This is a genomic window from Allofournierella massiliensis (assembly GCF_964241245.1).
In the GTDB taxonomy this organism is placed as follows: Bacteria; Bacillota; Clostridia; order Oscillospirales; family Ruminococcaceae; genus Allofournierella; species Allofournierella massiliensis.
This window is the reverse complement of record NZ_CAXSWZ010000007.1, coordinates 1-21,129: the sequence shown is the minus strand read 5'-3', so window position 1 is coordinate 21,129 and position 21,129 is coordinate 1. Positions and strand designations below refer to the sequence as shown.

Below are 21,129 nucleotides of genomic sequence, written 5' to 3'. Positions count from 1 at the left end.
CTCCGTTACTGTTTGTTCACCTGAGTCTCAAAGCCGCAGCCTTCCTTTGCGCAGTACAGGCGGCTGCCCTTCTTGAACAGGGTCGCGCTGCACTTTTCGCAGGTCTGGGCCACCGGCTCATCCCAGGTCATAAAGTCGCAGTTGGGGTAGTTCTCGCAGCCGTAGTACACACGGCCCTTGGCGCTCTTGCGCAGCAGCATGCGGCCGCCGCACTTGGGGCACTTGCCGCCGGTGTCCTTCACCAGACGCTTGGTGTTGGTGCATTCCGGGAAGCCCGGGCAGGCCAGGAACTTGCCATAGCGGCCGGTCTTGATGACCATCTTGCGGCCGCACTTTTCGCAGATCTCGTCGGTCTCCTCGTCGGGAACCTTGATCTTTTTGCCCTCCATGTCCTTCTCGGCCTTTTCCAGCGCGGCGGCAAAGCCCTTGTAGAAGGCGTCGATGGTCTCGCGCCAGTCGGCGCTGCCGTTTTCCACCTTATCCAGATTCTTTTCCATACCGGCGGAGAAGGTCACGTCCACGATGTCCGGGAATTCCTGCATCATCAGGTCGTTGATGGTGCGGCCCAGCAGGGTGGGCTTGAGCTTCTTCTGCTCCCGCTCCACATAACCACGGTCGATGATGGTGGTGATGATGGGCGCGTAGGTGGAGGGGCGGCCGATGCCGTTTTCCTCCAGACTGCGGATCAGGGTGGCTTCGGTGTAGCGGGCGGGAGGCTGGGTGAACTTCTGCTCCGGGGTCAGGGAGCGCAGCTTCAGGGTCTGGCCCTGCTCCAGCGGAGGCAGCGCGGTCTCCTTTTTCTCCTTTTCGTCGGTGGCTTCCTCGTACAGGGCGGTGAAGCCCTCGAAGGTGACCACATAACCGCTGGCCCGGAACTGGTAGTCCGCCGCGGTGATGTGGGCGGAGACGGTGTCCTGCTCGCAGTCGCTCATCTGGCTGGCGATGAACCGGCTCCAGATCAGCCGGTAGAGCTTGGCGATGTCGCCGGAGATGCTCTTTTCCGCCTCGTCCGGGGTCAGGCCGGGCACGCTGGGCCGGATGGCCTCATGGGCGTCCTGCGCGGCGGTGGCGCTGCGGCTCTTGTAGGTGCGCTTGGTGGGGCAGACGTACCGCTCGCCGTAGGCTTCGGTGATATACTCCTTGGCCCCGGCAACCGCCTCGTCGGACACGCGCAGGCTGTCGGTACGCATGTAGGTGATCAGACCCATGGTGCCCCGGCCGGCGATGTCCACGCCTTCGTACAGGGTCTGGGCGGCGCGCATGGTGCGGGTGGCGGTGAAGCCCAGCCGGCGGCTGGCCTCCTGCTGCAACGTGGAGGTGATGAAGGGCGGAGCGGGCACCTTTTTCCGGTGGCCGCGCTTGAGCTCGGTCACGGTGTAGTCCGCGCCTTCCAGAGCCTTCACGATGCCCGTTGCCTGGGCCTCGTTGGTGATCTCCAGCTTTTTGCCCGCGGCGGTGCCGTACAGGCGGGCGGTGAATTTCTTCTGGCTGGACGGCGGGGACAGCACGGCGTCCAGATTCCAGTATTCCTCGGGCTTGAAATTCTCGATTTCCTTTTCCCGGTCCACGATCAGCCGCACGGCCACGCTCTGCACCCGCCCGGCGGACAGGCCCCGGCGCACCTTGCGCCACAGAAACGGGCTGAGCTTGTAGCCCACCAGACGGTCCAGAATGCGGCGGGCCTGCTGGGCGTTGAACAGGTCGATGTCGATGGCCCGGGGATGAGCCATACCCTCGGTGACGCCCTTCTTGGTGATCTCACCGAAGGTGACCCGGTTGGTGTCCTCAATGTTCAGGCCCAGCAGATGGGCCAGATGCCAGCTGATGGCCTCGCCCTCACGGTCCGGGTCAGTGGCAAGGTAGACCTGATCGGCCTTTTTGGCCTCGCTCTTCAGTTCCTTGATGAGCTTTTCCTTGCCCTTGATGTTGATATACTGCGGGGTATAGTCATGATCCACATCGATGCCCAGCTGGCTGGCGGGCAGGTCGCGGATGTGGCCCATGCTGGCGGTGACCTCGTAGCCATCGCCCAGATATTTCCGAATGGTCTTCGCCTTGGCAGGCGACTCCACGATAACTAGCTTAGACATAGTACTCTCCCTTGCACAGAGCGCCCTGCCCCCCCTGCATCGGGGAACGGGCGGCTGTTTATGCGCGCCGGTACTGCCCGCCGGCGCCGGAAACGGCAATGCCGCTGACCTCCAGCTCCATCAGGGCGGCCAGCGCCTGACCGGCGGAAAGGCCGGCCGCTTTTGCCAGTGGTTCCAGGCCCTGGGCCTGGCTGGTGAGCGCCTTCTGCATGGCTTTCGCCTCGGCGCTCAGATTCAGATTCGGGGCCGCCGGGCGTGCCCGGCGGGAAACGCTTTTTTGCGGCGCGGGCTCGATGCCCAGATGCCGCAGAATCGGCGCTGCGCTGCTGGCGGCGTGGGCCTGGCCCTCGTCCAGCAGCTGGTTGGTGCCCCCGCACAGGGGGCTGAAGATGGCGCCGGGCACCGCAAATACGGTGCGGCCGTAGCGCTTTGCGTGGTTTACGGTGTTCATGGTGCCGCTTTTCTGGCGGGCCTCCACCACACACACCGCGTCCGAAAGGGCGGCAATCAGCCGGTTGCGTAAAAGAAAGCCGCCCGCCCCGGTGGCTTCCCCCGGGGCAAATTCACTGATGACTGCACCGCAGCCCTGCTCCATTTCCGAGCGCAGGCGGCGGTTGATTGCGGGATAGGTTTTGTCGATGGCGGTGCCCAGCACGCCAACGGTGGGCGCACCGGCGGCAACAGCGGCCTTGTGGGCCTCGCTGTCCAGCCCGTCGGCCAGGCCGCTCACAAGGCAGACGCCCGCCTGGGCCAGCTGGCTGCCGATCAGCGCAGCGGCCTCCACCCCGTAGCTGCTGGGGCGGCGGCTGCCGATCATGGCCACGGCGGCCGGCTGGGAAAGGGCGGACACATTGCCGGTGCAGAAGAGCACGGGCGGCGCGTCCGAAAGGGGGGCCAGCCGGGCGGGGTAATCCTCCTCGTCCAGGCAGAGCACCCGGATGCCCATGCGCTCGCAGCGGGCCAGCAGAGGCTCGAACCGCTGGGGCGTCAGGGTTTCGCAGCGGCGCAGCTGGGCCGGGGTGAGCAGGCCGGACATGTCCTCTTTGCCCACCGCGTCATACAGCTCCCCGGGGCTGCCGTACAGGGCCAGCACCTGCCCGCAATGGGCCGCGCCTGCCCCCAGCACCGCCGAAAACCAGAGCCATTCCAGCTGCCGCCGATCCGTCACTGAATCTCCCCCCGAAAATGCCACAGAAGTACGCTGCCCGCCACGCTGGCGTTCAGGCTTTCCACCTTGCTGGTGATGGGAATGCGCACCGCTGCGTCGCAGGCGGCGATCACCCCGTCGGAAAGGCCCTGCCCCTCGCTGCCGATGACCACGCACACCCCGTTCGGGTAGCTGCCATCCACCTCGTGCAGCGGGCGGCTGTTGTACAGCGCGGCCGCAAGGCAGGTGCTGCCCCAGGCCCGCAGCTGGGCCAGCGCGTCGGCCAGATTCGGGCAGGTGACCACCGGCATCCGGCCCGCCGCGCCCATGCTGGCGCGCAGCACCTTCGGCCCGAAGGGATCGGCACAGCCGGGGCTCAGGATCACGCCGTCGAACCCGAAGGCGGCGGCGCTGCGGATCAGCGCACCCACGTTGCCCGGGTCCTGCACCCGTTCCAGCGCCAGAAAGCGGCCGTTGTGGGGCAGGTCCAGAAAATTGGCCACAGGCTGGCCGAACACCGCGAACACCCCCTGATTGGACTGGGTGCCCGCCAGCTTTTCGGCCACATGGTCCTGCACCAGATACTGCTCGCAGTCAAAGCGTTTCAGGTCCGGCGTTTTGGCCAGGGCTTTCTCCGTATAATATATTACCTTTATAGGGCAGGATTTTGCAAGCTCCTGGCAGAGCTTTAAGCCCTCCGCGAAGAAAGCTTTTTCTTCAAGGCGGAAGGCTGCGCTCTGGGCCAGTTTGCAGGCATATTTTATTTTGCCGTTTTCACGGCTGGTAATGCGTTCTGGCATGTGTTCAGTTCCTTATCTGATCTGCATCCGGCGACGGGCAGCGCCGCCTGCCCTTTGGCGGCAGAGCGGCAAGCCCCCAGATACAAAGCGACGCCCGTGCGCGTGCGCGGGCGTTGCTTTCGGTTATCAACTTACAGAGCCTTCTTGGCGGTCTCCACCAGAGCGGTGAAGGAAGCGGGATCGTTGATGGCCATCTCGCTCAGCATCTTGCGGTTCAGCTCGATGCCGGACTTCTTCAGGCCGTTCATGAAGCTGGAGTAGTTCATGCCCTGAGCGCGAACAGCGTTGTTGATGCGGGTGATCCACAGGTTGCGGAACTGACGCTTCTTCAGCTTACGGCCAACGAAAGCGTAGTTGCCGCTCTTCATGACCTGCTGCTTGGCCATCTTGAAGTGCTTGGACTTGCTGCCGAAGTAGCCCTTGGCCAGCTTCAGAGTCTTCTTTCTGCGTTTGCGGGTCATCATAGCGCCTTTGATACGTGCCATTGTTTATATCTCCTTTACAGTCACAATCTAAAAGTTAAAAAGTCCGTTCCGTCTAAGCGAAATAAGGCTTAGGCGTAGGGCAGCATGGCCTTCACGGCAGCTGCGTTGGTCTTGTCGGCGTAGGCGTTCTTACGCATGCCGCGCTTGAGCTTGGTGCTCTTCTTGGTCAGGATGTGGCTGTGGTAGGCGGGGCCGCGCTTTACTTTACCGTTCTTGGTCAGCTTGAAACGCTTTTTCGCACCGGAGTGAGTTTTGATCTTAGGCATTTTAATTTCCTCCTAGTTGTTTGAATTACTTGTTGGGCTTGGGGCTCATGAACATCTGCATGCTGCGGCCCTCCAGCTTCGGCTGCTTATCCACCACCGCGTCGGGCAGGGCCTCGGCGAAGCGCTTTTCCACTTCCAGGCCGAGGTTGGTGTGCGCCATCTCACGGCCGCGGAACCGGATGGACACCTTGATCTTGTGGCCGGCCTTGATGAACTTGGCGGCCTGGTTGACCTTGGTGTTGAAGTCGTTCGTGTCGATGTTGAGCGAGAGGCGAATCTCCTTGATCTCGACGACCTTCTGGTTCTTCTTGGCCTCTTTCTCACGCTTTTGCTGCTCGAAGCGGTATTTGCCGTAGTCCAGAATCTTGCACACGGGGGGAACCGCCTGGGGGGCGATCTTTACCAGGTCCAGATTCTGCTCTTCGGCCATGCGCAGCGCCTCGCGGCTGGACATTACACCCAGCTGGCTGCCATCCGCGCCGATCAGACGGATCTCTTTGTCACGAATGCCCTCGTTGATCTCAAGCTCTTTTTTGCCGTTCGTAGCGATGTGGATACACCTCCAATTTGATTTCAAAACTGTGATAAAATGAAACGCGGCCGCCGAATCGGCAGCCGCGCAGTTGCATACATAAGCGACCCCTTTTCCTTTGAAAACGGATCGTCGCAGATATGACCCGGGCCCCTCTGGGCCGCAAGGTGAGCACGGCGGCTAAACCGGTTGCTGCTTTCTTTACTGGTCTAGTATATCACGCCGGGCTGGCGCCGTCAAGGGGATTTTTCATATTTTCTTTTGTTCCCTGCCCGGGCGATAAACAGGGAATGCCGTGCGCCGTTTTGGGGCCGGCGCACGGCATTTTAAATAAGGTAAACCGCTCTGTTATTCCCCGATCAGCAGCACCAGAGCCTCCCAGGGGCGCAGCGCGCCCGGGGTCTCCTGCTCAGGGTAGTTGCCGATCAGCCGCTTTGCCGCACCGGTGCGGAATTCTTCGGGCAGCTCCACCGTCTGGTTCGCTCCGGTGAAGTTGCACACGCACAGCAGCTTTTTGCCCTGGTATTCCCGGGTGTAGGTGAATACGGCCTCGTTGTCCGCGTCCAGCAGCTCGTAATGGCCGTAGACGATGACCGGATGCTCCTTGCGCAGCCGGATCAGCTTCTGATAATAATGGAACACGGAATCCGGGTCGGCCAGCTGGCTGGCCGCATTGATCTGGTGGTAGTTTTCGTTCACCTCGATCCAGGGCTCCACGTCCGAGAAGCCCGCGTAGGGGCTGTCGTCCCACTGCATGGGGGTGCGGGCGTTGGCAATATCTGCAATATCCTTGATGGTTACCATAAAAAGGGCCTTTCTTGGCGCCCCGGCGGTGCTGCTGGCCATTCTGCTGTAATCCCCCCTGCAGCTCCCGGTTCTATACTTCCCTTTTTCCTGTTACAACGCAAAAAGCGCCCTTCGCGTTGCGGTTCGCGAAGGGCGCTTTTTTTGGCTGTGTCAGCTTATGAGAGTACGCTTAGGAGGATATCTGTTGACTCAGCTTTTGTGTGCTGCAATGGAGCAGGAGCGGCCTTCCGCCGGCTCAGGGCCGGCGAAACGTTCCTGCAAAAATTCCCACTGACGGGTCTCGTCGGTATTTTCCGACAGGAAAGTCTCAATGGGGCAGACCTTGGTGTCGTCCTTGGAGGAGTGCACCTTGTCGATCCGCTCGTCCCAGATCAGCGCCACGCCGGAGCCGTCCAGCTCCCGCAGGCCATACTGGGAAACCTTGTGCCCATAGCACTCCTTCACGCCGAAGCGGCGGGCGAAGATGCCCATGGCCGCGCCAAACTGATTGGCATACAGCGCATAGCCGCCCTGGGGAAGGGTGTTCTGGAAATGTGCTCCGTACAGAGCCGCTACCGGGCTGGTAGCGCTCTGCCACAGAACATTGCCCGCTTCATCGGTCAGAACCGCGAGCACCTCTTTTTGCGCAACCTTGCGCATCAGTTCCTGATTCATGGTCACGCCTCAGCCTTTCAGCTGCTCCTGGCGCTTTACCGCAGCGTTCTTCAGGCGCTCCAGGCCTTCCATAACCACTGCACGGGGAGCAGCAAAGTTAAAGCGCATGAAGCCCAGGCCTTCCTTCTGGCCGAAGGTGGTGCCGTCGTTCAGCAGGATCTTGGCGTCGTTGAACATGAAGTCCTTCAGTTCCTTCTGGGTGGCAAAGCCCAGGCCGCGGCAATCCAGCCAGATCATGAAGGTAGCTTCGGGATCGATGGCGGTCACGCCGGGAACGTTCTCGTTCACATAGGCCACAGCCTGATTCTTGGTCTCGTTCAGGTAGGCCACGCACTGGTCGGCGTAGGAATCGCCGTAGTTGTAGCAGGCCATCAGGGCCTCGTTGCCGAAGATGTTGCGGCCCATGCCCTTGTTGTAGGTCTGCTGGTTCATCATGCAGCGGTAAACGGTCTCGCTGTGGGTGAACCAGGCAGCGGTACGGAAGCCGGCCACGTTGAAGGTCTTGGCGGGGTTGATGAAGGTAACAGAATGCTTTGCCAGCTCCTTGGACAGGGTGCAGAAGGAAACGAATTCATGACCATCGAACACGATGTCCGCGTGGATCTCGTCCACACCGATCATTACGTTGTTCGCCAGGCACAGCTCGCCGATGCGCAGCAGCTCTTCGCGGGTGAAGCAGCGGCCGGTGGGGTTCTGGGGGTTGCACACGAACATGATCTTTACGCGGGGATCCTTCAGCTTGGCTTCCAGGTCCTCGAAGTCGATCTCGTAGCGGCCATCGATCAGCTTCATCTCGTTGTAAACCAGCTGACGGCCGTTGTTCTTCACCAGATCATGGAAGGGAGGATATACGGGGGTCTGCAGCAGGATCTTGTCGCCTTCGCTGGAGAATTCCTTGGCAAACCAGATCATGGCGGGGATTACGCAGGGAGAGTAGTCGATGTACTCGGGAATCAGGTCGGCATTGTGGCGAACCTTGTACCAGCGGGCGATGCTCTTCTCGAACGCCATATCGATGTAGGGATAGCCGTAGTGACCCAGCTCAGCGCGCTTGATCAGGGCTTCCTTCACCTCAACGGGGCTGGGGAACTCGGTGTCCGCGATCCAGAAAGGCAGCACATCCGGCGGGCACAGGTTGGGATCGAACTTCTTGGCATCGGTGCCTCTTCTCTGCACGCCTTTGTCGAAATCATAAATCACGTTGCTCATAATGGTACTCCTTTCGATCTATGAACCAAAAAATTGAAAACAAACTTTTACAGCATTACAACAATGTAGGATACGATCATGTTGCATGCGAACATCACAACAGCGGGAACTGCGCAGCGGCGCACGATATCGGTGATTTCCAGACCGGCCATACCGGAAAGTGCAATCACAACACCGGCAACGGGAGACATGCAGCGGCCGATAGCGGCGCTCAGCTGCATGGGCAGCGCTACAGTGGCTGCAGGAACACCCATCTGGGCGGTAACATTGGGAACCAGCGGGCCGAAAGCGTACCAGGAAGCGTTGCCGCTGCCCAGCAGCATGCCGGCGAAGAAGGTGATCAGAGACATCAGCACCATGGTGATGATGGGCGCACTCTTGATGGTGGCCAGACCGTTGGAGATAACGGTGATGCCGCCCAGCATCTTGATGGCTTCCGCGAATACGGCGGCACCGATCAGGATGCTGACCACGTTGGCAAAGGAGTTGGCCATGGCCTTCAGGATCACGGTGAAATCGTTGGTAACGTCCTTGCGGTTCTTGCGGCGGATCAGCTCAAGCACGAACACAAAGACCATACCGATCAGGTTGGCGGTGGGAACGTCCAGCTTGATGTTGGGCACGAAGCTGAACGCGGTGACCAGAACCAGAGGAATCACAGGCAGAACTGCGTAGAAGGCGGGGCAGTCCACATTTTCGGGAGCCTTGGTCTCGATCTCGCCATCCAAACCAAGACGCTTATCCCGCTTATCCATGATGCTCAGGTAGGTGGGCAGGAAGATGGCGCACAGCACGATCAGAATGGCGGCCACGCGGCCCTGATAAGTGAGGAAGTAGTCCATCATGGGCATGCCGCAAACTTCTTCGGCAGCGAAGATGGCGCTGGAGTCGTTCGGGCCCCAGTCAACGAAGCCGCACATGATTAAAACGGTGACAGCACTCAGTTTGCTGATGCCCAGAGAGGTCAGGATGGGGAATGCGATGGCCATCAACAGCATGCCCAGACCGGCGTGGCTGGTGATAACCAGTTTCAACAGGGTGCCGATGATGAACAGCATGCTCAGCACGATGTAGGGATTCTTGATTTTGGACAAGGGCTTGGTTGCCAGGTATGCCAGCTTGGTGGATGCACCAATGTGAGACATGTACATCGCGTAGCCGGTAACCAGCATCAGGGTCATACCAACGCCGGAAGCATTGGAGCTGAACGCATCGGCCGTGAAGGCAAACACATCAATGACGGCGCTTCCTGTGGTGGCGTCGCCCATTACCGACTGGCCGGTGATCAGCGCGAATCCCAGCAATACCGCAATGCCGGAAGTCATGAACACAAAAACCGAGTTGTACCGTTTGATGACCAGCGTCGCAACAAATACGATATACGCTATGGTCAGGACAACGGCGATCAGATTACTCATAATTTGTCCCCTTTCATTTTTCCAACGTACACACCGCTCTGCAGAACCGGTTTGTATACACCAACATTTTTGTTTCGTATCGAAACTTAATGTTTAGCATGTATACATCTTTGGTTAGATTGTAAACCTGATTTTCGTCATCGTCAAGGGTTATTCGACCTTTTCTACATTTCACACATGAAATATGACTTTCTTTTGTCAAACACACACAAACAGAGGCCCATTCTCCCAGGGCGGCAATGCCGGGAGAATGGGCCCCTGCTTCTTTATTCGGTTTCTCTGTTCTGCTTTTCTCTGCGTTTTTCCTTTTCCAGCTGCATCTTTTTCCGCAGTCGGTTCTGCTGGATCTCACGGCGAATCTCCAGCCATTCCTCCATCACGGTAAAGGCAATGTTGACTTCCTCGTCGCTGAATTTCTGGCGCACCCGCCCCATGGATTCGCCGAACCGGCTTGCGTCGTATGTCCGGTGGGCCTGATCCAGAGTTTTTCCCTTCTCGGCCAGGTAAATATGGTAGCGTTTGTCGTTTTCCGGGTCTGCCTGCCGGTAGATCAGACCCTTGGACTCGATCTTTTTCAGAATCTGCGAGATGGCTCCCTTTGTTTTGCCGTAGTCCCGGGCCAGCTGGGTCACGGTGATACCGTCGTGATCCGCAATATATTTCAGGGTGTGAACCTCCACCGCCGTGTAGGATTCGCCGGTGCCGTAATCATGGGGAACCTTGGTGCCCACATAAATGGCCGAAACCTGATGGAGGATATCCACCGCTTCCACATCCGTATAATTTTTGTATTTGCCCTGCTCCATTTCTCGATCCTTTCTTTTTGTTTTGTGGGGCTGCGCTATGGCTGCACATCGATTTCTCTGCCCAGTGAAAAGCTGTAAAGGGTAAGTTTTGTAAGCGGCTTTTCAAATCGTCGTCGAATGGCCGCCGCGTAAAGCAACAACTGGGGCCGGTAAGCGGCAATGAACTGGTCCGGCGTTTTGTTCCGGTCGGTCTTGTAGTCCACCAGCTCCAGATGGTCGTCAAATTCCAGAATCACATCCGCCACGCCCTGCACCAGCACCTGCGCCTGGCCGTAGTCGCCGGTTTTGTCCACGGCGGCGTCCGCGGCGGGGCGGGCGGTAATGAACTCGTATTCCCGCAGAATCTTCTGCGCAGACTGCATTCGGGCAAACAGCGATCCGGCAAAGAATTGCCGCAGTCTGGAAAAATCCATTTTTTCGTAAAGGGACTCATCCAGCAGCTTTGCCTTCACCTGCCGCCTTGCCTCCCCTTCCGGGTCGGCAGCAGCGGCGGCCAGATCGGCATGCTGCAAAAAGGCGTGGAGGGCGGTGCCCTTTTCCGCGGCGGTCAGGCCCTCCTTGTAAAGGAAGCCGGGCCGTTCCAGCGTGGGCTCCGCTGCCTCGTGGGTGAGGGCGGTCACGCTGACCTTGGCGGGCACCCGGGTAAGCGCCTCGTTCGGGTATTGCCAGGCAAAATGCTCCCGCAAAGCGCGGGCCAGCGCCTCGTCCGGCGCAGCTTCGGGCAGATGCACCGGGCAGGCAGAGGCGGGTTCGGACACCTCGTCCGCCTCCAGGCTCACGGTGAACCGGTCGGCCAGTTCCCGTTCGCTTGCCAGCGGCTGCGGCATGACCTCCACCTCCAGCTGGCGGCAGAAGCTCTGGGCCTGCGGGTGGGCCATAACAGCCTGCATCACCCACTCGCCCCGGCTGCCGCAGTGCTCCAGAAGATAGGGCTCCGGCGCGCCGGAAAAGATGCGCAGAGCCATCTTCTGGGCCAGCTTCAGGGCGTTCTTGGTGGGCATGGTCATGACCAGCTTGTCCCGCGCACGGGTGAACGCCACATACAGCACCCGCATCTCCTCACTCAGGCCCTCCTGCGCCAGGGCGGACTGCACCGCCCGGTAGGGAGCGGTGACGTAGGTGCCCCCCTGCCCTGCCCGCAGAGTGAGCCCGACGCCCAGCTGCGGATGGAACACCGCCGCAGCCCGCAGATCTTCCTTATTGAACTCCCGGCCCAGATCGGCGGCAAACACCACCGGGAATTCCAGCCCCTTGGAGCGGTGCACCGTCATGATGGTCACGCAGCCGGGGCGGCTCTGGCCCTGCTCCGGGCCGGGCACGCCCTCGCCGGCCAGGGCCGCGTCCATGGCGCGCACCACACCGGCAAGGCCGTGGCCGCCGCAGCCTGCTGCAAAGGCGGCAAACTGGCGCAGATTCTCCCGCCGGGCGCTGCCGTCCGGCATGGCGCCCGCCGCGGCAAGGCAGCCGGTACGGGCGAATATTTCCTCCATCAGCCGATCCACCGGCATGGTCTGGCTGAGCTGGCGCAGGGTGCGCAGCCACTGGCCGAAGGCCTTCACCTTTTCGTCCTCGCTTGCCATCACCGCGCCGTAAAAACTGCCGTTTTTGCGGCCAAGACGCAGACTCACCAGATCATCCGGGGTAAAGCCGCCCATGCCGCTGAGCATCACCGCCGCCAGATGCACGTCCTGCGCGGGGTTGTCCAGCACCCGCAGCAGGCTTGCCACCGGGCGGATCTCCGGCGCGTCCAGCAGGTTTTCCGCCCGATCCACATACACCGGGATACCCTCGGCCTCCAGCCGGGCGGCGTAATCCCCGAAGGCACCCCGGCTGCGCAGCAGGATGCAGAAATCCTCATACCGGGGCGGCCGGGGGCCGGTCTCGCCCCGCACGGTAAAGCCGCTGGCCGGGTCCATCAGCTGGCGGATGCGCCGGGCAATGTACTCCGCGTCCCCTGCCGGGCGTTCGCTCTGCACCAGACGGAACTCGCAGTCGCCCGCGTAGCCGCCGTAATTTTCCAATTCGCCAAGGCCGGGCACCAGCCGTTCGCCGGGGCCGTAGTCCACGCCGCCCAGCTTGCGGCTCATCAAAGGCGTGAAGATGGCGTTCACCCCGCCGATCACCCCCGGCGCACTGCGGAAGTTGGCGTCCAGAAACAGCTTCTGGGGGCCGGGCTGGCCGTATTCCACAAACCGGTCCAGCTTCTGTTGAAAGATGGTGGGATCCGCCTGCCGGAAGCGATAGATACTCTGTTTCAAATCGCCCACGAAAAACAGGTTGGAGCCATCCGGCTTTGCCAGGCAGTGATAGAGGGTATCCTGCAGGGCGTTGGTGTCCTGATATTCGTCCACCATCACCTGATAGAACTCCTCGCTCAGCTGAACCGCCAGCGGGGTGGGGGTTCCGTCCTCGTTTTGTAAAAGCTGCAAGGCCAGCTGCTCCACGTCGCTGAATTCCAGCATTTTTTCTTCCAGCTTGGCCTGATAGAACCGCTGGTTGAATTCCCGCTCGGCCCGTGCCAGCGCCCGCACCAGCGGGGCGGCGGTGCGCCGATCCTGCAAAAACTCCTCCTCACTGCACAGAAAGATCGTTTCCTGCAGGCGCTTGAGCGTGTCTTTCAATAGATCCCGCCGCTCCTTGATGCGGGTCATGGTCTCGCTGGAATGGCCCCGCACCGCCTTCAGGCGGGCGTAGCTCAGCGCCCGGTTGGCCTCGCACATGGCGTCCCAGGGCTGGGCGTCGATGGCGTCCAGCAGCGCATCCACCGCCGCCTCATCCGATTCCAGCGCCGGACGGTAGGCCTCGTCGATGGCCGGGTCGTTTTCCAGATCCTCCAGATTCTGCGCCGCCAGCTCCCGGGCACAGAGGGCTGCCCGCCGGGCTTCGGTGCGCAACGTCTGGCCCCAGCGGGTCTCATCCAGCGGGGCGTCCTCCTCCCACTGGGCGCAGAAGGCTTCCAGCACCTTTTCCGGCCGGGGCATGCTGCTCAAAAAGTCGTGCAGCTGCTCCACCACCCGGCTGGCCATGGCATCGCTGCGGCCCTTGCCGTACAGATCCGCAAAGGCGCAGAAGTCCGGGTCGTTGTAGGCGTTTTCCAGCGCGTCCGCCAGTGCCTGACGGCGCAGCTGGGCCAGCTGGGGGCCGTCGGCGGTGGTGAAGTCCGCCGGGATGTCCAGCGCGCTGAAATGGGTTTTCAGAAGCTGCAGGCAGTAGGAATCAATGGTGCAGATGGGCGCACGCTGCAAGAGCATCCGCTGGCGGCGCAGATGGCCCGAACCGGGGCGTTTTGCCAGCTCGGCCGAAAGGCGCTGGGCCAGCTTTGCCCGCAGGCTGGCCGCCGCCGCCCGGGTGAAGGTGACGATCAGCAGCCGATCCGCGTCCACCGGATCCTCTTCCCGGCATAAAATGCGCACCGCCCGTTCCACCAGCACGGCGGTTTTGCCGCTGCCCGCGGCGGCGCTGACCAGCAGCGCACTGCCCGAGTGGTCGATGGCCCGGCTTTGCTGGGGGGTAAATTTGATGGTTGCCATGGGTGCCGGCCCTCCTTTCACTCGTCCTCGTGGCCGCAGACGCTGCGGTAGTCACAATATTTGCAGTTGGTTTCTTTTCGTTTTCCGTGGGCCAGCGGCTCGGCGGCCACCTGCCCGGCATAGAGCCGCTCGGCCATCTGAACCACAAGGCCATCCAGCTCCTGCTGCAGCTGGCCCAGCGTTTCCAGGCTGGCCAGCGCCGGGCCGGGCTTTGGGGTGCCGTCCTTGTCAAATTTGAAGGGCACGAACAGGCCCTTGCGTTCGCTGTCCATGGCGTCGATGACGGCATATTCGTCCGCCACAAGGCCCTCCACCCGGTATTCCAGCCCCTTGGCCGCCTGCTGGCGGCTGCCCCGGGTGGGGGCCGGGTCGGCCATCAGATAAAGTACGCCCGCCGGGGCCGGGGCCGCGAACTGCTGCCCACCGGTGCGGGTGAGGGTGAACAGATACACCAGCATCTGGCAGTTCAGGCCGTTTTTCACATCCTCCAGCAGGAACTCCTTGCTGCCGGTCTTGTAGTCCACCACCCGCAGCCAGGTGTTTCCGTTTTTCTCAAAGGAATCCACCCGGTCGATCTTGCCCACCATGCGCACGGTTTCGCCGCCGGAGGTGGTGAGCACCACCGGGGGCACATCCTCCGCGCTGGTACCGATGCCCTTTTCAAAGGCCACCGGCACGAAACTGCCCTGCCGCTGCTCCGCCTGAATGTATAAAAGAAGGTTGGCGGCGCTCTTTTTCAGCCGCTCCACCAGATAGGCAAAGCGCCGGGCCTGCCCGGGCATGTTCTCCTGCACATATTCCTCCGCAATGGCGGCGGCCAGGGCCTTCACCTGCTCCTCGCTCAGATCCACAAAGCCCTCGCCCGCCCGGCGCAGTGCCTGCTCCAGAATGTAGTGCACCAGATTGCCGCTCTGGTCGGCGGTGAGAGCCGCCTGTTTGCGGGGCTTTGCTCCCAGCACATATTCCAGAAAATAGGCAAAGGGGCAGGAATAATACCGCTCCATCCGGCTGGGGGTGAGCCAGAGATCCCGCCCCAGCAGCTGCTTCATGGCGGCGGTGTTGTGCACCGCGAAGGGCTCGGCCCCCGCCGCCCGCTTCACCGGGTTCAGCAGCCTGCCCGGCTGCTCCTCCGGCTGCGCGCTGTATTCCTCCAGTGCGCGGAACAGGGCCGCGGTCTCACCGCTTTCCGCGTTCCAGCTCTGGCCCAGCAGATCCAGCGCCATGGCCGGAGTGGCGGCAAGATCCGCCCGCTCCATCCGGGGCTCTTTGGGCGAAAAGCACTCGATCACCGGCGCAAGGGCGCTGGTCACCGGCATGGCGGCGCTGCCCGCCGCCCAGCTGAGCCACAGCCCTTTGGCCGGGGCGGTGAGCGCCTTGTAAAAGCACACCTGCTCCCGGATGGCCCGGTTCTCGAAGCAGTCCGGCATTTCCACGCCCTGCCGCATCAGGCTTTCCCGCTCGGCGTGGGTGAGCAGACCCTTGTCGCCGGGGGCCTTGGGGAACTCGCCCTCGGCCAGCCCCAGCACAAAGCACCAGTCCGGGTTATCCAGCCGCATGCGGCCGGCGGTGGTAAAGATCACCTGATCCAGCGTCTGGGGAATGTGGCCCAGATCGGTGCTGCGCACCAGCAGCTCGAACAGATCGGCCAGCTCGGCGGCGGGCAGAACCTCGTCGCCCAGAAGCAGCGCCATCTGATTGAGCAGATCCGCCGTCAGGTTCCACACCCGCACCGCTTCGGCGGCGGCGGGAATGCCCTCGGTGGCCTTCAGTTCGGCGCACAGCTCGCCCATTTTCTCCTCGCCGCCCAGCGCCTGCATCCTTTTATATAAGGCGGCGCAGACTTCGGCGGCGGAAAGCTCCTTGCATCGGGCGGCAAAGCCGTCCAGCTTGTCCACCAGAAAAGCCCGGCCTTCTTCTGCCAGAACCAGCTGCTTTTCCTGTTCTTCCTTCGCCTTTTCCGAAAGGGTATTGGCCCCGAATCCGGCAGGCGACAGGGTGAAGGGCTGCCGCCACTGGGCGGCGGTCAGCTGCCAGGTATAAGCGTAGTTTTCCAGCGCACAGAGCTGTTCCTCGCTGAGCCCGGTCAGGCCGGTTTTGGCCACGGACAGCAGGTTCTCGGTGCAAAGGCCACGGCGCAGAAGAGCCAGCAGCGCCCGCACCAGCCGCACCGGGGCAGCGTGCTCGGCGGTGGTGGCCTCGTCGCAGAAAAGCGGGATGCCAGCCAGCCGGAACTCGTACCGGATGGGGGCCAGATAATTCTCACTGTCCCGGCAGATGACGGCCATCTTGCCGTAGGGTACCCCCTGCCGGGCAAGGGCCTGAATGGCTGCCGCCACCTGCTTTGCCTCGTCCGCCCGGGTGGGGGCCTGCCACAGGGTGAGCTGGTGCTCGTCGGCGGGGGCCGGGTCCTCCAGACTTCCGGCCAGCAGCCGGTTCAGCCGGGCAAGATCCGGCGCGTCGCTGTGGCGCCAGTCGGTATCCAGCACCAGCGGCGCGGCCACCGGCACGCTGTTCTTGCGGGCCAGCTGGCGCAGGGCCGCGGCCATCTGCTTGGCGCCGCTGAACAGGCCCAGCCCTCCCTCATAATCCTCCATTCCGTCGCAGCAAAGGGCCACGGTCACATCTCCGGCCATGGTGAGCATGGCTTCCAGCAGGCGGCGCTTGGGGGCGTTGAAGGTATCGAACTCGTCGATGAACACCGCCCGGCCCGCAAAGAATTCCGGCTGCAGCGCCCTTGCCGCCGCCAGCACCCGGTCGCCCGGGTCCATGGCGGAGCCCTCCAGCAGCGCCTGATAGGCGGCGTAGATTCCCGCCAGCTCGCCCAGCTTGCGGCTGCTGTGGCCGGTGTTTTTGGCCAGCTGCTCCAGCTGTTGGGGCGAAAGGCCGGCACTTTTGAATTCATCCAGCGTTTCGGCGCACTTTTCGCAGAAGGCCGCGCTGCGCCGGTGCCGGCTGTAATACACCAGATTCGGCCCCATGGACTGCAGCGCCCGGCGCACCAGCACCGCCCGGCCCGCATCGGTGAGGGTGCGCACCGCCGCGCCGCCGTAGGCCTGCAAAATATCCTCGGCCAGGCTGGTGAAGCTGTAGCTGGTCACATAGCCGGACAGCTCGTCTCCCAGCAGCTGATACAGCCGGCCTTCGGTGGAGGAGGTGAACTGCTCGGGCACGATGAGCACGCTCTTCTCCCCCGCCAGTGCCCGCTCCCGGATGGTTTGCAGCAAATGACCGGACTTGCCGCTGCCCGAAACACCCAGCACAAGATGCAGCATGGCGGCCCCCTCCTTTTCCTTTTTTCCCTTTTATGGATTTGTATCTTATTATTATAGCATATTTGAAATCCCTGCCGCAAACAGAAAAAAGCGGGCGCTCACAGGTTGAGCGCCCGCCATAAATGCTTTTCAGGAAATTCAGGCAGTGGCTGCGGCGGCCTCCTGAGCGGGGGCAGCAGCCTGCTGCGCCTTCTGAGCCTTCTTCTCGGCGGCAGCGGCCATCAGGTTGGCCACGATGGAGCCAGAGATGTTGTGCCATACGCTGAACAGCGCGCCGGGAACGGTGGCCAGAGCCAGATCCGGGAATACGGTGCCGGCCAGGCTGGTGGCCAGACCGCTGTTCTGCATGCCAACCTCGATGGACAGAGCGTTGCACTTGGGGTCGGACATGCCCAGCAGCTTGCCCACGCCGTAGCCACAGGCGTAGCCCAGAACATTGTGCAGCATGACCACGGCCAGGATCAGCAGGCCGTTGGCGAAGAGCTTGGCCTGGTTGCCGGAAACGACGGCGCCCACGATGGTAACGATGGCGGCCACGCTCACCAGAGGCAGAACCTCCACAGCAGCCTGAGTGAACTTGCCGAAGAACTTGTTGACCACAAAGCCCAGAGCGATGGGCACCACAACCACCTGCACGATGCTCACGAACATGCTCATGGCATCCACGGAAACGGTCTCACGCAGGTACAGGTAGGTCAGCGCGGGGGTCATGAAGGGGGCCAGCACGGTGGAGCAGGCGGTCATGCCAACGCTCAGGGCAACGTCGCCCTTGGCCAGGAAGGTCATCACGTTGGAGGAGGTGCCGCCGGGGCAGGTGCCCACCAGCATCACGCCCACAGCCAGCTCAGGGGGCAGGTTGAACAGCTTGATGAGCAGGAACGCCAGGAAGGGCATAACCGCGAACTGGGCCACGCAGCCGGCCAGAACGTCCTTCGGGCGGGTGAATACCACCTTGAAGTCATCCAGCTTGAGGGTCAGGCCCATGCCGAACATAACCACCATCAGCAGGTTGTTCACGGTGACCAGACGGGTCACCACGTTCCAGTCCTTGCCCACCCACAAAAAGCTCTGGGGCACAAAGAAGGCCAGGGCGGCCACTGCCACCACGATGAAGGCCATATACCGGCCCACGAACTTGCTTACCTTTTTCAATGCATTCATTTTCAGATTCCTCCTGTTGTTTATTTTCTTCCGCAAGGATTTGTTTTTGTTATTTGAGCACTGCGCCGGTGTTTGCGCTGCTCACCAGCTTTGCATAGCGGCCCAGCCAGCCGGTGGTGATGCGGGGTGCGGGGGCCTTCCAGTTTGCCCGGCGGCGTTCCAGCTCCTCATCGCTCACCTTCAGCTCCACCTTACCGGCGGGGATGTCGATGGAAATGGTGTCGCCCTCCTCGATCAGGGCGATCTCGCCGCCCTGGGCGGCCTCCGGGCTCACATGGCCGATGGATGCGCCCCGGGATGCGCCGGAGAAGCGGCCGTCGGTGATCAGGGCCACGGTCTTGTCCAGCTTCATGCCGGCCAGCGCGCTGGTGGGGTTGAGCATCTCCCGCATGCCGGGGCCGCCCTTGGGGCCCTCGTACCGGATGACCACCACGTCGCCGGGTTTGATCTGGCCCGCGTAAATGGAGGCAATGGCCTCGTCCTCGCTGTCGAACACCCGGGCCGGGCCTTCGTGCACCAGCATTTCGGGGGCAACGGCGCTGCGCTTGACCACGCAGCCGTCCTTTGCGATGTTGCCCCAGAGCACCGCGATGCCGCCGGTGGTACTGTAGGGGTTATCCATGGGGCGGATGGCATTGGTATCCCGGTTTTCGGCCCCGGCCAGATTCTCGCCCAGGGTCTTGCCGGTGACTGTGGGCAGCTCGGTGTGGAGCAGGCCCGCGTCCGCCAGCTGTTTCATCACCGCCTGCACGCCGCCCGCAGCGTACAGATCCTCGATGTGAGTGGGGCCTGCCGGCGCCAGGTGGCACAGGTTCGGCACCCGGGCGCTGACCGCGTTGATGGTGGCCAGATCCATGGGCACGCCCGCTTCGTTGGCGATGGCCAGCAGGTGCAGCACACTGTTAGTGCTGCAGCCCAGAGCCATGTCGGTGGCCAGGGCGTTTTCAAAGGCGGCGGGGGTGAGGATATCCCGGGGGCAGAGGTTCTGCTCCACCAGCTTCATCACCTGCATGCCCGCGTGCTTTGCCAGCTGGGTGCGGGCGGAGTAAACCGCCGGAATGGTTCCGTTGCCGGGCAGCGCCATGCCAATGGCCTCGCTCAGGCAGTTCATGCTGTTGGCGGTGTACATGCCCGCGCAGCTGCCGCAGCCGGGGCAGGTGTTCTTGGTGAAATCGTCCAGCGTGGCATCGTCGATCATGCCCGCCTTGTAGCTGCCCACCGCCTCGAACATCTGAGAAAGGCTCACCTTCCGCTGGCCCTGACGACCCGCCAGCATGGGGCCGCCGCTGACCACAATGGAGGGAATGTTCAGCCGGGCCGCCGCCATCAGCATGCCGGGCACGATCTTGTCGCAGTTGGGAACCAGCACCAGACCGTCGAAGCAGTGGGCCATGGCCATGGTTTCCACCGAGTCCGCAATCAGCTCCCGGCTGGGCAGCGAGTACTTCATGCCGGTGTGGCCCATGGCGATGCCGTCGCACACGCCGATGGCCGGTACCAGCACCGGGGTGCCTCCTGCCATGCGAACGCCGTCCTTCACGGCCTGGGCCAGTTTGTCCAGATGGGAGTGGCCGGGCACGATCTCGCTGAAGGCGCTTACCACGCCGATGAGCGGCCGTTCCAGCTCTTCATCGGTGTAGCCCAGCGCGTAGAACAGGCTGCGGTTGGGGGTACGCTCGGCACCCAGTTTAACGTTGTCGCTCCTCATTGTCTTGCAATCCCCTTTATGATGAAAATAAAAAAAGCCTTTGTCTTTTGCACTCGAATTGTTCGAATGCAAGAGACAAAGGCTTTTGAAAGCTCTCTGCGGTACCACTCTTGTTGCCCCGCCATACAGCGAAGCCACCTCATGCCCGGACTCCCCGATTTTAAAAACCGGTTTTAACCAGACGGCGGGATAACGGTTGCCAACCGTCCGCGTTTACTCGTGCCCCGAAGGGCCTTTCAGGCGGCAGCTCACAGGTGATTGTTCCCCCGGCCTTGATCGCGCTGCCTCGCACCAACCGGCAGTTCTCTGGGCGCAGTGCACAGGGTACTTTTCCTCTTCATTGCTTTTGCGTATTGAATTGTCGTTGTGACCATTATAGCACCGTTTGGGCAGATGTCAAGCGGTTTTGGTCGTATCATTTTGAATAAAATATCGTTTATTTATATGTTTTTATTCGTGCAATTCGCACTTTGCAACCGGCATGTTTTTTGCTACAATAACAAAAAACGCGCCGCGCCCGGCCCCTGAAAGCCGGTGCGGCAAAAGAGAAGCGAGGTTGATTCAAATGGCAGGTTTGACGATGGAACGCGCCAAAGAGCTGCTGCACAGCACCACCACCGAGGCTCATCTGTTCGAGCACGCCATTGGCGTGAGCGCGGCCATGGGGGCCATGGCCCGCCATTTTGGCGAGGATGAAGCCTACTGGCAGGCGGTGGGCTATCTGCACGACTACGATTACGAGCAATACCCCGAAGAGCATTTGAAGCACACCGAGGAGCCGCTGCGCGCCGCCGGGGTGGATGAGGAGAGCATCCGGGCGATTCTGGCCCACGGCTGGGGGCTTTGCAGCGAGGTGGAGCCCCAAACGCCCATGGAAAAGAGCCTGTTCACGGTGGACGAGCTCACCGGCCTGATCGGCGCCACCGCACGCATGCGGCCGGGCGGGCTTTCGGATCTGGAGGCGGCCAGCGTAAAGAAAAAGTTCAAGGACAAAAAGTTCGCCGCCAAGATCGACCGGGCGGTGATCAGGCAGGGCTGCGAGCTGCTGGGCATGGAGCTGGGCGACGTGATCGACCTGTGCATTCAGGGCATGCGCGGGCAGATGGACGCCCTGGGCCTGGGCCCCAAGGAGGGCTGAGCCCCTTTTCACTTTTCTGTAACATGTATAAAAAGGGGCTGTTGCAAAACGGAAGTTGAGCAACAGCCCCCACTTTTTGTGAAAAGCAGGATCGGAAGAGACTTTT

16 protein-coding genes and 1 other annotated feature are annotated in these 21,129 nt (G+C 61.7%); of the genes, 1 reads left to right on the top strand and 15 read right to left on the bottom strand.

Annotated features, from left to right (window positions below):
• Nucleotides 1-5: 5 nt before the first annotated feature.
• The 15 genes from topA to ilvD all read right to left on the bottom strand — a co-directional run bounded on the left by topA (nt 6) and on the right by ilvD (nt 19,885).
• On the bottom strand, nt 6-2,090 hold the full coding sequence (gene topA / locus ACESYO_RS05310; protein ID WP_373209465.1) for a type I DNA topoisomerase: 2,085 nt from the start codon (nt 2,088-2,090) through the stop codon (nt 6-8).
• Between the two features lie 58 nt (nt 2,091-2,148).
• Entirely contained in the window at nt 2,149-3,258 is a 1,110-nt protein-coding gene (gene dprA, locus ACESYO_RS05305) for a DNA-processing protein DprA (RefSeq protein WP_283128404.1), read from the bottom strand.
• Complete coding sequence (locus ACESYO_RS05300) at nt 3,255-4,037, bottom strand: TrmH family RNA methyltransferase (protein ID WP_058963214.1); 783 nt, start codon at nt 4,035-4,037, stop codon at nt 3,255-3,257. Before ACESYO_RS05300 ends, dprA begins: the two co-directional genes overlap by 4 nt.
• Nucleotides 4,038-4,168: 131 nt before the next feature.
• Nucleotides 4,169-4,522 carry a 50S ribosomal protein L20 gene (gene rplT / locus ACESYO_RS05295; RefSeq protein ID WP_058963213.1) on the bottom strand — a complete coding sequence of 118 codons (354 nt, stop codon included), beginning with the start codon at nt 4,520-4,522 and terminating at the stop codon, nt 4,169-4,171.
• Nucleotides 4,523-4,590: 68 nt separating this feature from the next.
• Complete coding sequence (gene rpmI, locus ACESYO_RS05290) at nt 4,591-4,788, bottom strand: 50S ribosomal protein L35 (RefSeq protein ID WP_058963212.1); 198 nt, start codon at nt 4,786-4,788, stop codon at nt 4,591-4,593.
• Nucleotides 4,789-4,813: 25 nt separating this feature from the next.
• Nucleotides 4,814-5,365, bottom strand: a complete 552-nt coding sequence (gene infC / locus ACESYO_RS05285) for a translation initiation factor IF-3 (RefSeq protein ID WP_077138488.1) — start codon at nt 5,363-5,365, stop codon at nt 4,814-4,816.
• Nucleotides 5,366-5,668: 303 nt separating this feature from the next.
• Nucleotides 5,669-6,124: an alpha-amylase family glycosyl hydrolase gene (locus ACESYO_RS05280; protein ID WP_373209464.1), complete on the bottom strand. Its 456-nt coding sequence runs from the start codon at nt 6,122-6,124 to the stop codon at nt 5,669-5,671.
• Between the two features lie 192 nt (nt 6,125-6,316).
• Nucleotides 6,317-6,781 carry a DUF1893 domain-containing protein gene (locus tag ACESYO_RS05275; protein ID WP_373209463.1) on the bottom strand — a complete coding sequence of 155 codons (465 nt, stop codon included), beginning with the start codon at nt 6,779-6,781 and terminating at the stop codon, nt 6,317-6,319.
• Nucleotides 6,782-6,790: 9 nt separating this feature from the next.
• Nucleotides 6,791-7,990: a MalY/PatB family protein gene (locus tag ACESYO_RS05270; protein WP_373209462.1), complete on the bottom strand. Its 1,200-nt coding sequence runs from the start codon at nt 7,988-7,990 to the stop codon at nt 6,791-6,793.
• Nucleotides 7,991-8,037: 47 nt separating this feature from the next.
• Nucleotides 8,038-9,408, bottom strand: a complete 1,371-nt coding sequence (gene dcuC, locus ACESYO_RS05265) for a C4-dicarboxylate transporter DcuC (RefSeq protein ID WP_283128408.1) — start codon at nt 9,406-9,408, stop codon at nt 8,038-8,040.
• Between the two features lie 266 nt (nt 9,409-9,674).
• The gene (locus tag ACESYO_RS05260) at nt 9,675-10,214 is read right to left on the bottom strand and encodes a MarR family winged helix-turn-helix transcriptional regulator (protein WP_373209461.1); all 540 of its coding nucleotides are present in this window, start codon (nt 10,212-10,214) and stop codon (nt 9,675-9,677) included.
• Between the two features lie 35 nt (nt 10,215-10,249).
• Nucleotides 10,250-13,744 carry a helicase-exonuclease AddAB subunit AddA gene (gene addA, locus ACESYO_RS05255; protein WP_373209460.1) on the bottom strand — a complete coding sequence of 1,165 codons (3,495 nt, stop codon included), beginning with the start codon at nt 13,742-13,744 and terminating at the stop codon, nt 10,250-10,252.
• Nucleotides 13,745-13,761: 17 nt separating this feature from the next.
• Complete coding sequence (locus ACESYO_RS05250; protein WP_373209459.1) at nt 13,762-17,016, bottom strand: PD-(D/E)XK nuclease family protein; 3,255 nt, start codon at nt 17,014-17,016, stop codon at nt 13,762-13,764.
• 138 nt (nt 17,017-17,154) lie between these two features.
• Nucleotides 17,155-18,177, bottom strand: coding sequence for a bile acid:sodium symporter family protein (locus tag ACESYO_RS05245; RefSeq protein WP_283128621.1), 1,023 nt, complete (start codon nt 18,175-18,177; stop codon nt 17,155-17,157).
• Between the two features lie 49 nt (nt 18,178-18,226).
• The gene (gene ilvD, locus ACESYO_RS05240) at nt 18,227-19,885 is read right to left on the bottom strand and encodes a dihydroxy-acid dehydratase (protein ID WP_283128622.1); all 1,659 of its coding nucleotides are present in this window, start codon (nt 19,883-19,885) and stop codon (nt 18,227-18,229) included.
• 68 nt (nt 19,886-19,953) lie between these two features.
• Nucleotides 19,954-20,235, bottom strand: a binding site (T-box leader).
• Between the two features lie 215 nt (nt 20,236-20,450).
• Between ilvD and ACESYO_RS05235 the strand changes: the two genes are divergently transcribed.
• Entirely contained in the window at nt 20,451-21,023 is a 573-nt protein-coding gene (locus ACESYO_RS05235; RefSeq protein WP_373211214.1) for an HD domain-containing protein, read from the top strand.
• Nucleotides 21,024-21,129: the final 106 nt, after the last annotated feature.

Bases quoted from the DNA above. Each gene is read 5' to 3' on its own strand.
- topA (WP_373209465.1), bottom strand. From the start codon at position 2,090: ATGTCTAAGCTAGTTATCGTGGAGTCGCCTGCCAAGGCGAAGACCATT.
- ACESYO_RS05300 (WP_058963214.1), bottom strand. From the start codon at position 4,037: ATGCCAGAACGCATTACCAGCCGTGAAAACGGCAAAATAAAATATGCC.
- rplT (WP_058963213.1), bottom strand. From the start codon at position 4,522: ATGGCACGTATCAAAGGCGCTATGATGACCCGCAAACGCAGAAAGAAG.
- rpmI (WP_058963212.1), bottom strand. From the start codon at position 4,788: ATGCCTAAGATCAAAACTCACTCCGGTGCGAAAAAGCGTTTCAAGCTG.
- ACESYO_RS05280 (WP_373209464.1), bottom strand. From the start codon at position 6,124: ATGGTAACCATCAAGGATATTGCAGATATTGCCAACGCCCGCACCCCC.
- ACESYO_RS05275 (WP_373209463.1), bottom strand. From the start codon at position 6,781: ATGAATCAGGAACTGATGCGCAAGGTTGCGCAAAAAGAGGTGCTCGCG.
- ACESYO_RS05270 (WP_373209462.1), bottom strand. From the start codon at position 7,990: ATGAGCAACGTGATTTATGATTTCGACAAAGGCGTGCAGAGAAGAGGC.
- dcuC (WP_283128408.1), bottom strand. From the start codon at position 9,408: ATGAGTAATCTGATCGCCGTTGTCCTGACCATAGCGTATATCGTATTT.
- ACESYO_RS05260 (WP_373209461.1), bottom strand. From the start codon at position 10,214: ATGGAGCAGGGCAAATACAAAAATTATACGGATGTGGAAGCGGTGGAT.
- addA (WP_373209460.1), bottom strand. From the start codon at position 13,744: ATGGCAACCATCAAATTTACCCCCCAGCAAAGCCGGGCCATCGACCAC.
- ACESYO_RS05250 (WP_373209459.1), bottom strand. From the start codon at position 17,016: ATGCTGCATCTTGTGCTGGGTGTTTCGGGCAGCGGCAAGTCCGGTCAT.
- ACESYO_RS05245 (WP_283128621.1), bottom strand. From the start codon at position 18,177: ATGAATGCATTGAAAAAGGTAAGCAAGTTCGTGGGCCGGTATATGGCC.
- ilvD (WP_283128622.1), bottom strand. From the start codon at position 19,885: ATGAGGAGCGACAACGTTAAACTGGGTGCCGAGCGTACCCCCAACCGC.
- ACESYO_RS05235 (WP_373211214.1), top strand. From the start codon at position 20,451: ATGGCAGGTTTGACGATGGAACGCGCCAAAGAGCTGCTGCACAGCACC.